The organism is Cellulomonas sp. NPDC055163 (genome assembly GCF_053607065.1).
The window spans coordinates 145,680-159,440 of the sequence record NZ_JBSGSU010000005.1; the positions used below are offsets into that span (position 1 = coordinate 145,680).

Consider the following 13,761-nt stretch of genomic DNA (forward strand, 5'->3'; position numbering starts at 1 on the left):
GACCATCCTACCGTGCGCGCCGAACCACGCCTGCGGGACGGCCGCCACCGCGTCGGCGGCTCCCCTCCCCCGGGCGTCGGGCGAGGCGCGTCAGACGAAGAGCAGCTCGCGCCCCGCGTACCCGACGGCGCCCGCCCACAGCAGCGACGCCAGCGTCCCGATGACGAACCGCTCCGAGGCGCCGGGGTTCTCCCGGAGCTCCGGGTACCGGCCCAGACCCTTGACGGCGAGCACCAGCGCGACACCCTCGTTCTCCCCCACCAGCACCATGCCCGTGACGGCGAGGCGCTCGAGGATGCCGATCCACGTCCCGCCGCGCAGCGCCGCGCGCGCACGTTCTCCGTCCGGGCCGTCGCTCACCGTGTCGGGTGCGGGTCCGCCGGAGCCGTCGCCCGCCCCGCCCGGAGGGGTCCCGTCGCCGGGGGTCCCCGCATCGGACGACCGCCCGGCCAGCCGGAGCACCCCGGAGGTGAGCACCCAGCCCCCGAACACGCTCACGGCCAGCATCGCGACGACGACGAGCAGCTGGAGGACGGGGTGCATGCGCGCTCCTGGGTCGAGGGCAGCCGGCGCGACGTGCGCGCGACGGCCCCGACCGTAGCGGCTCCGCGCGCAGGCGTCGTGCCCCGCTCCGCCGCGAGCCGCGAGCGCGGCAGCCCGTCCGTGCACCGCCGCCGCGCTCGGGACGCCGGCGCTACCCGAGGGCCTCGGCGAGACGCAGCAGCCGAGCGGCGGCGGGCCGCGCCGCGAGCTCCTCGTGCCACAGGGCGGTCCTCAGGCGCTGGCTCACCGCCTGCTGCGTGACGCCGAGGCGCGAGGCGACCTGGTCCTGGCGGAGGTCCGGCCGCTCCCGCATCGCGTCGACCACCGCCCAGCCGCCCGGGGTGCGTCGCGCCGCTGTCGCGGCGAGCAGCACGACCACCGCCTCGGCGTCCGCGGCGGCGCGGCTGTCGTCGCCTCGGACCGCGACGGGGACCGCACGCGCACGGCTCTTCGCCGCGTCGACGGCGTCGCGCGCGTGGACGAACGCGGGTCCCTCCGCGGCGCGCACCGAGGTGGGCATCGGGGTGCGTACGGCGCCTGCCCCGATGCCGACGCTCCAGCCCCCGTGCCGCAGGACGTCCAGCACCACGTCGACGACGAGGGCGGGGTCGTCGAGCACACCCTGGACCTCGTCCCCGACCGTGCGCTCGAAGGCACGCACGGCCCCGGGAGGCAGGCGCTCCGCGTCGCTGAGGGCGCCGAGCGCCGCCAGGAACTCGGGCACGCGGTCACCGACGCGGCGGCTGCCGATCTGGTCGATCGTCAAGGCGAACATCGCACAAGGCTACGCCACTGTTTCCGTAGTAACAAGCCTTGGATCTTGTCGACCTTGCGCCTGATCAGCGGGAATGGACGGAACGGGCCGGGGCGCGGGGCTTTCCGACGCCGCGGACCGCACCGCCCGCCGGTCGCCCACGAGCGCACCGACCGGGAGGAGCAGCATCAGCAGCAGATACTCGACGAAGGCGACGCGGCGCCCGAGAAGATACGGCAGGAGCACGTGCGCCGGGACGAGCAGCGTGGCGACCCATGCGACCGTCCGGACCCGGCGGAGTGGGCTCGCCCAGACCCACACCAGCCCGACGGCCAGGAGCGGCCCGATGTAGTACGGCATGATCAGGGGGTCCAGCAAGAGCCGCATCGACATCGTGCAGAGCACGACCGTCACGGCCGAGCCTGACCGGCGCAGCGCGACGCAGCAGCCGACGACGACCGAGGCCGCACCCTGCGCGACTCGCAGCGCCCAGTCGGAGGGCCCCTCGCCGACGACCTCGCGCAGTCCCGGACGGTTCGAGGCCACCCAGGAGAACTCAAACGTGTTGACCTCGCCCCAGGCGAAGAACGGCACATAGCACACGAGCACGACCAGGCCCGCGACGACGCCCGCCGTCACGAGGACGCGCGGGCGACGCCCGACGAGCGCAACGGGTGCACCGAGCGCACCCCAGAGCTTGAGGCACGCGGCGACCCCCAGCAGCGCGCCGGTGCGCCGACCATGTCCACCCTGCGCCGCGCACGCCGCCAGGACCAGCAGCAGACCGATGAGGATCTCCTCGGTGTGGCCCATCGCGACCGCGTCGGCGAGAGGACCGCCGAACGCCAGCACCGAGGCCACCGACCACTGCGCCGGGAGCGCGGGCACCCCGGTCGCACGCGTCGCGTGCAGGACCGCGACCAGGGCGACCCACGTGACCAGAGCCCCCTGCAGGGCAGACCCCACGAGCGGGCCCGATGCCCCGAGCGCCTCCGCCGCCACCGTCACGAGCCCGACCGGCAGCAGGACGAGAGGCCCGATCTGCAGGCCTGCGTCGGCGAAGACGTCCCAGAGACCTGGGCCGACCATCCCCGTCCCGGCACGGCGGAACCACTCGGCGTCACCTTCGGGGCTCCCGGCTCCGACGAGACCCAGGACCACCGCGGCGAGCGGCACGAGGATCGCGACGGGGTTCCGCCACACCCGGCGCAGCACACGGTGCGTCCGAGGGCGGGCCTCGGCCAGGTCCGCGAGCTCGCGGGCGAACCAGGCACCTGCCCGGCCGGCTACCGGCCCGGCCGGCATGTGCTGTGCGTACGGCGTCACGTTGTTGCCCTGCGTCCTCTCGACGGGTCTGCCTCCGACCCATCGGCCATCGGGAAGCCCCTCTTGAGGGGTCGTCAGAGGCGGGACGCCACCGCGCGCAGCGCCAGCGCGTAGGACTCGAAGCCGAAGCCCGCCACGGTGCCGGTCGCGACGGCCCCGATGACGGACACGTGGCGGAACGCCTCACGGGCGTAGGGGTTGGACAGGTGCACCTCGACGAGCACGAGCCCGGCCTTCGTGACCTGGGCCGCGGCGTCCCGCAGCGCGTACGAGTAGTGCGTGAAGGCCGCCGGGTTGAGCACGACGTGGCTCGCGGAGTCGACGGCCTCGTGCAACCAGCCCACGAGCTCGGTCTCCGAGTCGCTCTGCCGCACGTCGACCTGGAGCCCGAGCTCGGCACCCCAGCGGGCACCGGCAGCGACGAGGTCGGCGTAGCTCGCGGAGCCGTACACGTCGGGCTCGCGGACGCCGAGCCTGCCGAGGTTCGGGCCGTTGAGCACCAGCACGCGCGTCATGCGGCGAGCCTAGGCGACGACGTCCGGCTCACAGGGCGATCGCCCGGCCCGCCGGTGCGGCCCCCTCGGCGAGCTCCGCGTACGCGGCAGCGAGCAGCGTCGGGTCCGGGCCTTCGAGCCGCGACGGCTGCTCGACGGCGTCGAGCACCACGAACCGCAGCAGGTCGCCGCGGGTCTTCTTGTCCCGGCGCATAGCGGCGAGCAGCTGGTCCCAGCGGTCGCCCCGGTACGCCACGGGCAGGCCGACGGCCTGCAGCACGCTGCGGTGCCGTGCGACGTCGTCGTCCCCGAGCCGGCCCGCCAACCGGGCGAGCTCCGCGGCGAAGACCATGCCCACCGACACCGCGGCACCGTGCCGCCACGAGTACCGCTCGACCTGCTCGATCGCGTGGCCGAGGGTGTGCCCGTAGTTGAGGATCTCGCGCAGCCCGGACTCCTTGAGGTCCTCCCCGACGACCCGGGCCTTGACAGCCACGGACCGCTCGACGAGCTCGAGAAGCTCGGGCGAGCGCGCTGCGCGCACCGGGTCGGCGACGAGCTCGGGGGCCGCCTCGACGATCTCGAGGATGCGCGCGTCGGCGATGAAGCCGCACTTGATGATCTCCGCCAGCCCGGCGACGTAGTCGAACTTCGGCATCGTCTCGAGCGCGGCGAGGTCGCAGAGCACGCCCGCTGGCGGGAAGAACGTGCCGACGAGGTTCTTGCCCTCGGCCGTGTTGATGCCGGTCTTCCCCCCGACCGCCGCGTCCACCATCGCGAGCAGCGTCGTCGGCAGGTGCACCACCCGGATGCCGCGCAGCCACGTCGAGGCCACGAAGCCCGCGAGGTCCGTCGTCGCCCCGCCGCCGAGGGAGACGATCGCGTCCGAGCGCGTGAAGTCCGCCTGACCGAGCACCCCCCAGCAGAACGCGGCGACCTGCGCCGTCTTCGCGGACTCCGCGTCGGGCACCTCCGCCGCGATCGCCTCGTAGCCGTGCGCCACGAGGTCCTCGCGCACCGCCTCGCCCGAGGTCGCGAGCGCCGTGGGGTGGATGACCAGCACCCGGCGGACGTCCTTCCCGAGGAGCTGCGGGAGCTCGCCCAACAGGTGGTGGCCGATCACGACGTCGTACGGTTGCTCGCCGTCGACGTGGACCGTGCGTGCACTCTCGTCGATGGTCACTCCCCCGACCTCCCGTCCGTCGGTCTGGTCGCGTCCCCGGATGAGGACGTGCGCAGGTGCTCCTCGATCAGCTCCGCGACGCCGGCGGGCCGCAGACCGTCGGTCGAGACGCGCACACTCGCCACGGCCTCGTAGACCGGACGCCGCACCTCCATGAGCGCCAGCCACTGCGCGCGGGGGTTGCCCAGCAGCAACGGCCGTGACTGGTTGAGACCGACGCGGGGCGCCGCGTGCGCGAGTGTCACGTCGAGGAAGACCACGGTGCCGCCCGAGCGGCGGTACTGCTCGAGCTCGTCGCGGGTCTGCGCGTCCAGGACGGCACCGCCGCCCAGCGCCAGGACGCCGTCGTGCTCGGCGAGGGCCACCGACACCGCGGACCGCTCGAGCGCGCGGAACGCGGGCTCGCCGTCCTCGACGAAGATGTCGCTGATCGGCTTGCCGGCCGTACGGACCACGTCGGTGTCGGTGTCGCGCACCGCGACGTCGAGGCGTGCGGCCAGCGCCGCGCCGACCGTGCTCTTCCCGGCGCCGGGAGGTCCGACGAGCACCACCCGCGGTCGCCGCCCTGGCGGCGTGCTGATCTCAGTCATCGGAACGCCCGTCAGCGCTGCAGCTCGGGGACGGCGGCGACGTAGGCCGCCAGGTTCCGGCGCACCTCGCCGATCGAGTCGCCGCCGGTCTTCTCCAGCAGCGCGTCGGCGAGCACGAGCGCGACCATCGCCTCGGCGACGACCGCCGCCGGGGGCACGGCACAGACGTCGGACCGCTGGTGCTGCGCCTTCGCCGCATCACCCGAGGCCGTGTCGACCGTCGCGAGCGCGCGCGGGACCGTGGAGATCGGCTTCATGGCCGCCCGGACCCGCAGGATCTCGCCGTTGGACATCCCGCCCTCGACCCCACCCGCACGGTTGGTGCGCCGCATGATGCGCCCGGACGACTCGCGCTCCATCTCGTCGTGCGCCTGCGACCCGCGCCGGGTCGCCGTGCGGAAGCCGTCGCCCACCTCGACGCCCTTGATCGCCTGGATGCCCATCAGGGCGGACGCGAGCCGCGCGTCGAGGCGGCGGTCCGCGTGCACGTACGACCCGAGACCCGACGGAAGCCCGTAGGCCAGCACCTCGACCACGCCGCCGAGTGTGTCGCCTGCAGCATGGCAGTCGTCGATCTCGGCGACCATCGCCGCAGACGTCTCCGCGTGGTGGCAGCGCACCGGGTCGGCGTCGAGAGCCGCGGCGTCGTCGGGGCGCGGCAGTGCAGCGTCGTCCGGCGTCGCGACGGGGCCGATCGCGACGACGTGCGAGACAAGCCTGATCCCCGCGGCTTGCTCGAGGAGGTGCGCCGCAACCGTGCCGAGCGCGACGCGGGTCGCGGTCTCGCGTGCGCTCGCGCGCTCCAGGACCGGTCGCGCGTCGTCGAACGCGTACTTGCGCATGCCCACGAGGTCCGCGTGGCCGGGACGCGGGCGAGTCAGCGGCGCGTTGCGGGCACGGTTCAGCTTCTCGGGATCCTCGACCGGGTCCGCCGACATGACGTCGACCCACTTGGGCCACTCCGTGTTGCCGATCTCGATCGCGACCGGACCGCCCTGGGTCAGGCCCAGGCGCAGGCCGCCGAGGATCCGGACCACGTCCTGCTCGAACTTCATCCGGGCGCCGCGGCCGTAGCCGAGCCGGCGCCGGGCGAGGGCCTCCCGGATGTCTGACGTCGTGATCTCGACGCCTGCGGGTACACCTTCGAGGATGCCGACGAGCGCCTCACCGTGCGACTCACCGGACGTCAACCAACGCAGCATGGTCCGCATCCTTCCACGGCCGCGCCGGGCCTCCTGCGCCGGGTCCGCCCGGTGGACCGTGCGCGCGGGGCCCCCGGGACACCTCAGGCCCGGTACCCGCTCGAGGGAGCGGGTACCGGGCCTGTCGTGCGCAGCGCTCAGGCCGACTTGGTGAACGGCTTCGTGAGATCGCCCTGCGGAAGCGGGGCGGGCGAGGTGCCGTCGTCGGTCGCGGGGGCGGCGGGCGGCTGCACCACCCAGAGGTACCCGGACAGGGTGAGCTCGAGGTCGCCGAGGTTCGTCGCCGGCTTGCCCTCGGACGCCTCCTTCGCGTCAGTGCCGGAGCCGCTGATGCCCGTCACGAGCATCAGGCGGGTAGTCCCGGTCTGCAGCTGGTTGAGGGCGTTGGTGACGTTCTGGACCGACCCGAGGAGCGAGATGTCGATCGGGATCGCCGTGAAGCCGGTGATGACCGGATCGACGGGCGCGACCGACGTCGTCGACGGGGCGGGCGCGCCGGCCGTCGCGGGGTCCTCCGCAGGGGCAGCGGTCTCTCCACCCTCGGAGGCCTCGCCCTCCGCCGGCGCCGCCGGGGCGGCAACGGCCCCGGAGCTCGACGCTGCCGCCGCGACGGCCTCGGCGACCGTCACCGGCTCGCCCGGCTTCACCGAGACGAGGAAGGCTCCGGTGGAGTCCACGACCGTCGACACCTGCCGCAGGTACTCGGAGAGCTCTGCGGTCGGCGGGATCTGTGCCTCGAGCGCGGCGAGGTCCGCCCGGTACTGGTCGAGGTTCGCGAACTGCGCCTCGAGCTCGACGAGGTCACGCTGGAGCACGATGTTCTGGTCCTCGACGGTGACCTGCTGGAGCTGGGCCTCCTCGGCGGCGTCCAGCTGCGGGGAGACCCCGAGCGTCCAACCGCCGGCGAGCGCGAGCACGGCGGCGAAGACGGACCCGCCCACCCAGGTGGTCGTGGAGAGTGCCATGTCAGTTCCCCTCGGTGTCGGCGGCGAAGCGGTCGGCGAAGATGTCGACGTTCAGCTGCACCGTGGACAGGACCTCGTAGTACACGCCGACCTCGTCGTCCTCCTTGGTCTCGACCGACGAGACCCAGGCGTCCTGGAAGCCGGGCAGCGTCTCGAGCCCGTCGATCCAGCCGGCGGCGTTCGGGACGGTGGTGCTGCGGCCCACGAAGGTGACCGTGCCGACGTTCTCGGGCGTGTGCAGCGGGTTCGTGCTCATGCCCGGTGCCGCCATCGGCGTCGCGACCGACGTCGTGATCGAGGACAGCTGGACGCCCTCGGGCAGCACGGACAGGATCGCGGAGAGGTACGGGGTCCACAGGATCTCGGTGGACATGCCCGTCTTCTGTGCCCGCGTGAGCGCGTCGACGCGGTCCAGGACGACCGGCACCTCTGCGTACTTCTGCTGCTCGGTGAGGAGCCGCGTGGTTTCGGCCTGAGCGTCCGTCAGCGCGCTCTGCGCCGAGGCGGCGTGCACAGAGGCGGCGACGACCGCCAGGACGACGAGCACGACCACCGACCCGACGCCCAGGACAAGACGCTTCTGCAGACGGCGCAGAGCCCGCGCGGACCAGACCTCAGGCGGGGTGAGGTCGACCTGGGGCATGCCGGGGGCGATCGCGACGGGGGACTGCCCCTTGACGGACCGTCGATCGAGCAGGGCGGTCATGCTGCGACTCCGAACGCGAGGCCGAGCGAGACGGCCAGCGAGTGCTGACGCTCGGCAAAGGCGGGCGACAGGCGCGGTGCGCGCACCGTCATGGTCGAGAGCGGCTGCCCCAGCGCGACGGCCATCCGGGTCGCGCTGGACAGGTACTGGCCGAGACCCGGCAGCTGGCAGCCGCCACCGGTGAGCAAGATCATCTCCGCCGCAGCGCCGGGGTTGCTGGAGGCGTAGTAGACGAACGTGTTCCGGACGGACTCGACCAGGTTCGTCGTGACCCCCAGGACGCTCTCCGCCGCACTCGCCAGCTCGGCCGACGCGCCGTAGCCGACCCCCAGCTCACGCTTGAGCCGGTCGGCATCGGGCAGGGACATGCTCGTCGCGCTCGCGACGGCGTCCGTGACGTCGTCGCCCCCGGTGGGGAGCATGCGCACGAGGCGCGGCACGCCGCCCGCGATGATGACGATCGTGGTCGAGCGCGCCCCGATGTCCACCACGCCGACCGTGCGCCCCTGCGCATCGCCCCGTGACATGACGCGGGCCAGAGCGAGGGCGTCGAGGTCCACCATGACCGGCTTCAGGCCCGCCTTCTCGACCGCCGCGATGTTGGCACGCACGGTCTCCTTCGTGGCGGCCACGAGCAGACCGCGCATCATGGCGCCGTGCTCGCCGGCGAACGTCGCGGTGGGGACGTAGTCGAGGACCGTGTCCTCGACCGCCACCGGCAGCATGCCCTGCACCTGGAAGGGCAGCGCGCTGCGGATCTGGGCCTTCGGCAGCCACGGCAGATCCAGGTCACGGACGATGACGCGCTGGTTGCCGACGCCGATCACGACGTCCTTGGTGCCGAACTTGGCCTCGACCCACAGCTGGCGCAGGGCGCTCGCGACGGTTTCAGGCTCGGCCACCTCGCACTCGCGCACGGCGCCGGGCGGCAGCGCGACCTCGCCGAAGTTCACCACCGTCGCCGCGCTCGTCGCGGACGGACCGCCGCTGCCGAACTCGACCTCGGTCGCACGCACATGGGTCGACCCGATGTCGAGACCGATCACCCGTGACTTGGCCACGCGACCATCCCCTCAGCTGTGGAACAGAACCACCTGCTCTATCGGGCGCGAGGGGCCTGTGCTTGAGGGTTGTCCGAGGATCAGAACATGAGATCGAGGTAGGCGGACCACACGCTCTCACCCACGGCGACCGCGACGGCCGCGCCGAGGAGCATCCAGGGCCCGAACGGGATCCCGGTCTTGCGGTCGGCACGCCGCGTGACCAGCAGCGCGACGGCGTAGACCCCCGAGAGCAGGAACGCCGCGAACCCGCCGACCGCGAGAGCTCCCCAGCCCAGCCAACCGAGGTAGAGCCCGAGCACGCCGGCGAGCTTGACGTCGCCGAAGCCCATGCCCTTGGGGTAGGCGAACCAGAGCACGAAGTAGACGACGTACAGGATCGCGCACCCGAGGCCCGCGCGGGCCAACGCCGCCGCATCCGGTTCCCCGCCGGGGTTCAGGCTCGCGAGCGCGAGGAGCGCGGCGGCGACCGGGTAGGAGGGCAGCACGATCGCATTCGGGAGGCGGTGGGTGTCGATGTCGATCAGGGTGAGGCACACCGCGATCGCCGCGAGGTACAGGAACGCCGGCAGCGCCCAGCCGAGGCCTACCTGCACGGCGGTGAGCACGAACAGCGCCCCGGTGGCCGCCTCGACGGCGGGGTACCGGCGCGAGATGGGCGCTGCGCAGTCCCGGCAGCGACCGCGCAGCAGCAGCCAGGACAGGACGGGGACGTTGTCCCGGGGCCGGATGGCGTGCCCGCAGGAGGGGCACGCGCTGGGCGGGTGCACGACCGACTCCCCCTGCGGGACGCGCCAGATGACGACGTTGAGGAAGGAGCCGACCGCGAGCCCGAGCAATGCGACGAGCGCGAGCAGGACGAGTTCCACTGCGCGGACGCTACTGGTAGACGCCGGTGGGTGCGAACACGGGTGCGACCTCGACCCAGACGTTCACGCCGTACGTGGTGGTCACGGGCGAGAGGAACTTCGGGGGTGCGGTGTAGCGGAAGCGCTCGTCGTAGTTGTAGTCCTTGGTGTACCCGTTCGTGCCGCTGCGGACGATGCCGCGGAACTTCTGGGCGATGGCTCCGTTGACGACGAGCGTGCCGCGCGCGCCGCCGCCGTTGCGGACGTTCTGGACCTGGAAGGTGTGCGCAACCGAGAGGATCGCGGCGTCGATGCGGCGGCCTGTCCCGCCGACGAGGCTGGTGTCGCTCGAGTTGAGCGGGTTCCAGACAAAGACCGCGTTGTTGCCCACCAGGCCGAGCAGGTCGCGTTGCGCGTCGGCGTACTTCACGTCGCCGACGACGTAGACGTAGTTCTCAGCGGCGACGGTGACCTTGCCCTGCAGGGTGCCCTTGACGAACACGTCGCCGTTCTTGAAACCGTACGCGGGGCGCGCGGCGGTCGCGGCGTACGGCGTGACCTCGTTGGTGATCGGGTAGCCGAGGCCGTTCTTGCCGTTGGCGCCGGTCGACGTGCTCAGGCCCGACGGGGGGCTCGCGCTGTAGTTCGGGTCGGTCGTGTTCGTGGGCACGTTCTGCACGTAGACGACGTTGTTCTCGGGGACCGTGATGGTCTGGCCGGTCGCGCTGCCGAGCTGGCCGGAGCCGGTCCCAGGGGTCCCGCAGGCCGCCGGTGTGGAGCCGGTGGTCGGGGAGTCGCCGACGACATTGGTCTTCTTGGTCCAGGGCGAGCGCACGGTCATGGTGCCGCTGGAGTTGAAGACGATCTCGGTCGGTCCGGTGTAGAGGCAGCCGGGGCGCGGGACGTCGAGCGAGAGGTCGGAGCGTGTCTCCTTCTTCAGCTGCGAGTTCGTCGCCGGCATCGGCAGGACGGGGCTGTACGCCGGGTACCCGGGCAGGTCGAAGACCTGGCCGCTGCAGGTGGCGTTGGTGGAGTTTCGCTTGATGTACTTGGCGCCGCTCGCCGGGTTGTAGGCGGTCGTGACGGTGCCGCGGAAGCGCGAGTCGCAGATGCGGATGGCGTCGTTGGAGTGCGCGGGACCGTTGATGTCGTCGCTGCTGCCGAACGCGATCTCGCTGCACGAGCTGCTGTACGTGCGCCCAGCCCAGGCATAGCGCGCGCACAGAGCGAGGTCCTGGTTCTCGAGCTCGGGGTCGAGGATCTCGTAGTCGGTGAAGTAGAGGAAGTCGATGAAGCCCTGCTGCTTCAGATCGGCGACGATCGTACGCGTTTCGCCACCGGCGAGGCCGGTCGAGCGCAGGCGCAGCGTGCCGTCCGTGTAGTACTTGGAGTTGTCCACCTCGTACCGGAACTTCGCCTCGCCACCGCTGCCGGGGACCGTCGCCCACGTGCCGGCGGCGCCGAGGCCGAAGGCCGCGTTCGTCGAGGCGCCGGGCGGCAGACTCACCGAGCCGCCCGCGCTGAACGTCGCTGCGGGGTTGCCGTACTGGAAGTACGTCGTGTCGTTGGCGAGCCGGCTCTGGTACTCCTCGACGCCTGCGTAGGCGGCGGCGATCGCTCCGCTCCAGTCCTGCGTCTTGCGCGAGGACCGCTGCGTGCCGACCGCGAAGGACACGGCGGCGACCATGAAGATGGCGAGCACCGCGGAGATCCCGATGACCAGGATCATGGCCATACCGGACTCCGGCTCCTGGGCTCGGGCCCGCCGGACGAGCTGGATCATGTCAGGCTCCCACCCGAGAGATCCCCAGGTTGGGGATGCCGACTGTGTTCTGGAGCGTGACGGGGTCCGCACGCCCCGTCTTGTCCGCCTGGACCGTGACCGTGACCTGGACGGAGGCGACCGACCGCAGCTGGGCTTCCGTGAAGCCGCCGGCTGCGGGGGGTACGAGCTCGTTCGCGTCCTTGTCGTAGTACCGGAACAGTGACGCGCCTCCCCCGGCGACCGTGCGCAGGTTGCGCGCGATGGTGCGGGTGTAGACAGGGTTGGTCCAGTAGGACGACGTGACGGAGTACGGGGACGCCGGGAGGTTCGTGAACGTCCAGTAGGGACCGCTCGTCGTGTTGGCGTTCCACCGCTTCTCGACGAGGTCGCCGCCGGCGGTGACCTCGAACCGCGCCACGATCGGCCGGGGCGTCGCCGAGCTGGTGTCGAGGTAGGCGCGCAGCACGACGGACTCCGGCGTAGCGACGAGGAACACCGGGTTGTTCAACGCCTGGTTCGCGACACGGATCTCCGTGCCGGATCGGACGACGCGCGTGATCTCCTTCATCGCGGTCGACGCGCTGCGCGTCCCGTCCGTCGCGGACCGCTCACGGGTGAAAGCACGCGTGACGTTCGTGAGCAGGGACACGACGAGCACCATCAGCAGCGACGTGACCATCATCGTGACGAGCATCTCCGCCAGGCTCAGGCCGCGCTCGTCTCGCTCTCGTCGGCGCCGCAGCACCGAGACCAGCGGCCTCACGGGGTCACCACGCGCGGGTCGAAGGTCACGACGCCGTTGGGGTGAACGGTCGTGCGCTGGGGCAGTGGTGCCGCCGGGAGGCTCATCTGCGCGGGTGGGACGGCGGTCGTCCAGTTCGCGACCGTGGTCCCCGTCCCGGTGAACAGCCGCCACGAGCCGTACGGGAGGGCGATCGTCACGTTGCCGTTGAGCGGCACGCCGTAACCGGTGGCGGAGCCGAACGAGTACGTCACGGTGCTCGCGCAGCCGGGGTCACCGCTGCCGGCAGCCGGTGAGGACGTGGAGACGGCGCGCACGAAGCGCTCCGAGGCGGAGGCGCCGAGCGCGAGCTTGACGACACCCATCGGGACCCCCACGGTCGCGGTCCCGCCGGGGGCCGCGGCGACGCCCGCGGGGCGGTCAGCGCTGATCGGCTGCCCGACCTCGTTGGTACCCGGGAGCCAGGCCTCGGGGTCTGCGGCTGCGCAGGACCCCGCGAACACCTGGTACCCGCCGCTGAACGGGTGCAGCTTCACTGTGCGGGTCCGAGAGGTCGAGGCGCCCGGGTCGCGCACGTACGCGCCGTAGGTGCTGAGGAACGTCGTCGCCGGGTCCGCGGGGACGCGGACCACCTCGCCCGGCGCGGGGACGTAGCCGCTCGCGTAGTTCACGGTGAAGGTTCCGGCGGAGTCGTACTGGAAGGCGACCGCCGACGAGGCGCCCGCCGCGACGCCGACGGTCAGCTTGGAGGTCGCGCCCTGGGCGGCGTCCACGTAGCCGGACCGGCTCACGGTCACGTCGTAGTTGCCGGGCGCGACCTTGAGCACGTAGCTGCAGCCCTGGACGTCGGTCGCGGCCGGGGCCGCCGGTAGCGTCGTCGCACCGTTGGGCACCGCGGACGGTACGGCGCTCACGGAGACGCCCGCCACGCCGGTCCCGGCGGCGCCGAGTACGGAGACGAGGATCGTGCCCTTCGTCGGGTCGTTGATCTTGCTCTCCGGCTGGATGACGGTGTCCGAGCGGACCGGCTGCGTCCCGGGACGCATGTTCTCCCACGTCACCTCGACGTTGACGCGCTTGTAGCGCAGGGCGGACCCACCGGCGCCGCAGACGATGTCGCTGCTCGGGTCGGTGACCCACTGGGTCGCGACGTCGACGTGGAACGTGTCGCCGTTGAGCTGGGTCGTCTTCTGGCTGTCGAGCAGCTCGAACAGGTTCGCCGCGTCCCGGGCGAGGTCGATCTCTTGCGACGCGAGGTTTGCCGCGACCTCGCGGGCGCGGGAGTCCCGCGAGAGGGTGATGACGGAGAGCATCCCGTAGATGACTCCGCTCGACACGATCGCGAAGATGAACATCGCCACGACCACCTCGACCAGGCTCATCCCCGACTCGTCGCGCGACCTGCGCATTGCGTCGCGTGTGCGCGTCATCTGGGCTGAATCCTCTCGGGACGGGTCCGGGTGTGAACCGAGGTGGGGGGGGGGGGCCTGAGGGGGGCACAGCAACCCTCCGTCGGGGGGGGGTAGGGCACGGGGGGTTTGTTGTTGCCCCCCTCCTCTGTTGGGTGGGTCCCACCCGCGAG

14 protein-coding genes are annotated in these 13,761 nt (G+C 72.3%); all 14 read right to left on the reverse strand.

Going from position 1 to position 13,761, the window contains the following annotated elements:
• Positions 1-90: 90 nt before the first annotated feature.
• The 14 genes from ACWFNE_RS11185 to ACWFNE_RS11250 all read right to left on the reverse strand — a co-directional run bounded on the left by ACWFNE_RS11185 (position 91) and on the right by ACWFNE_RS11250 (position 13,609).
• Complete coding sequence (locus tag ACWFNE_RS11185) at positions 91-543, reverse strand: hypothetical protein (protein ID WP_452122493.1); 453 nt, start codon at positions 541-543, stop codon at positions 91-93.
• Between the two features lie 151 nt (positions 544-694).
• Complete coding sequence (locus tag ACWFNE_RS11190; RefSeq protein WP_452122494.1) at positions 695-1,318, reverse strand: hypothetical protein; 624 nt, start codon at positions 1,316-1,318, stop codon at positions 695-697.
• 9 nt (positions 1,319-1,327) lie between these two features.
• A complete protein-coding gene (locus tag ACWFNE_RS11195; RefSeq protein WP_452122495.1) occupies positions 1,328-2,602 on the reverse strand; it encodes a hypothetical protein in 1,275 nt (424 codons plus the stop codon).
• A 95-nt stretch (positions 2,603-2,697) separates the two neighbouring features.
• Positions 2,698-3,138 carry a type II 3-dehydroquinate dehydratase gene (locus ACWFNE_RS11200; protein ID WP_452122496.1) on the reverse strand — a complete coding sequence of 147 codons (441 nt, stop codon included), beginning with the start codon at positions 3,136-3,138 and terminating at the stop codon, positions 2,698-2,700.
• Between the two features lie 28 nt (positions 3,139-3,166).
• Entirely contained in the window at positions 3,167-4,300 is a 1,134-nt protein-coding gene (aroB, locus tag ACWFNE_RS11205; RefSeq protein ID WP_452122497.1) for a 3-dehydroquinate synthase, read from the reverse strand.
• Positions 4,297-4,890 carry a shikimate kinase gene (locus tag ACWFNE_RS11210; RefSeq protein WP_452122498.1) on the reverse strand — a complete coding sequence of 198 codons (594 nt, stop codon included), beginning with the start codon at positions 4,888-4,890 and terminating at the stop codon, positions 4,297-4,299. Before ACWFNE_RS11210 ends, aroB begins: the two co-directional genes overlap by 4 nt.
• 11 nt (positions 4,891-4,901) lie before the next feature.
• Positions 4,902-6,092 carry a chorismate synthase gene (gene aroC, locus ACWFNE_RS11215; RefSeq protein ID WP_452122499.1) on the reverse strand — a complete coding sequence of 397 codons (1,191 nt, stop codon included), beginning with the start codon at positions 6,090-6,092 and terminating at the stop codon, positions 4,902-4,904.
• 137 nt (positions 6,093-6,229) lie between these two features.
• The gene (locus ACWFNE_RS11220) at positions 6,230-7,057 is read right to left on the reverse strand and encodes a hypothetical protein (protein WP_452122500.1); all 828 of its coding nucleotides are present in this window, start codon (positions 7,055-7,057) and stop codon (positions 6,230-6,232) included.
• Between the two features lies 1 nt (position 7,058).
• Entirely contained in the window at positions 7,059-7,763 is a 705-nt protein-coding gene (locus tag ACWFNE_RS11225) for a PilN domain-containing protein (protein ID WP_452122501.1), read from the reverse strand.
• Positions 7,760-8,824, reverse strand: a complete 1,065-nt coding sequence (gene pilM / locus ACWFNE_RS11230; RefSeq protein WP_452122502.1) for a type IV pilus assembly protein PilM — start codon at positions 8,822-8,824, stop codon at positions 7,760-7,762. The genes ACWFNE_RS11225 and pilM overlap by 4 nt, the downstream gene beginning before the upstream one ends.
• 80 nt (positions 8,825-8,904) lie before the next feature.
• A complete protein-coding gene (locus ACWFNE_RS11235; protein ID WP_452122503.1) occupies positions 8,905-9,693 on the reverse strand; it encodes a prepilin peptidase in 789 nt (262 codons plus the stop codon).
• Positions 9,694-9,703: 10 nt separating this feature from the next.
• Entirely contained in the window at positions 9,704-11,455 is a 1,752-nt protein-coding gene (locus ACWFNE_RS11240; RefSeq protein ID WP_452122504.1) for a hypothetical protein, read from the reverse strand.
• A gap of 1 nt (position 11,456) precedes the next feature.
• Positions 11,457-12,200, reverse strand: coding sequence for a hypothetical protein (locus tag ACWFNE_RS11245; protein WP_452122505.1), 744 nt, complete (start codon positions 12,198-12,200; stop codon positions 11,457-11,459).
• The gene (locus ACWFNE_RS11250) at positions 12,197-13,609 is read right to left on the reverse strand and encodes a type IV pilus modification PilV family protein (protein ID WP_452122506.1); all 1,413 of its coding nucleotides are present in this window, start codon (positions 13,607-13,609) and stop codon (positions 12,197-12,199) included. The genes ACWFNE_RS11245 and ACWFNE_RS11250 overlap by 4 nt, the downstream gene beginning before the upstream one ends.
• Positions 13,610-13,761: the final 152 nt, after the last annotated feature.

Excerpts from the sequence above, each read along its gene's own strand:
- ACWFNE_RS11210 (WP_452122498.1), bottom strand. The coding sequence starts at position 4,890 with ATGACTGAGATCAGCACGCCGCCAGGGCGGCGACCGCGGGTGGTGCTC.
- aroC (WP_452122499.1), bottom strand. The coding sequence starts at position 6,092 with ATGCTGCGTTGGTTGACGTCCGGTGAGTCGCACGGTGAGGCGCTCGTC.
- ACWFNE_RS11220 (WP_452122500.1), bottom strand. The coding sequence starts at position 7,057 with ATGGCACTCTCCACGACCACCTGGGTGGGCGGGTCCGTCTTCGCCGCC.
- ACWFNE_RS11185 (WP_452122493.1), bottom strand. The coding sequence starts at position 543 with ATGCACCCCGTCCTCCAGCTGCTCGTCGTCGTCGCGATGCTGGCCGTG.
- ACWFNE_RS11250 (WP_452122506.1), bottom strand. The coding sequence starts at position 13,609 with ATGACGCGCACACGCGACGCAATGCGCAGGTCGCGCGACGAGTCGGGG.
- ACWFNE_RS11225 (WP_452122501.1), bottom strand. The coding sequence starts at position 7,763 with ATGACCGCCCTGCTCGATCGACGGTCCGTCAAGGGGCAGTCCCCCGTC.
- ACWFNE_RS11190 (WP_452122494.1), bottom strand. The coding sequence starts at position 1,318 with ATGTTCGCCTTGACGATCGACCAGATCGGCAGCCGCCGCGTCGGTGAC.
- ACWFNE_RS11195 (WP_452122495.1), bottom strand. The coding sequence starts at position 2,602 with ATGCCGGCCGGGCCGGTAGCCGGCCGGGCAGGTGCCTGGTTCGCCCGC.
- ACWFNE_RS11200 (WP_452122496.1), bottom strand. The coding sequence starts at position 3,138 with ATGACGCGCGTGCTGGTGCTCAACGGCCCGAACCTCGGCAGGCTCGGC.
- ACWFNE_RS11240 (WP_452122504.1), bottom strand. The coding sequence starts at position 11,455 with ATGATCCAGCTCGTCCGGCGGGCCCGAGCCCAGGAGCCGGAGTCCGGT.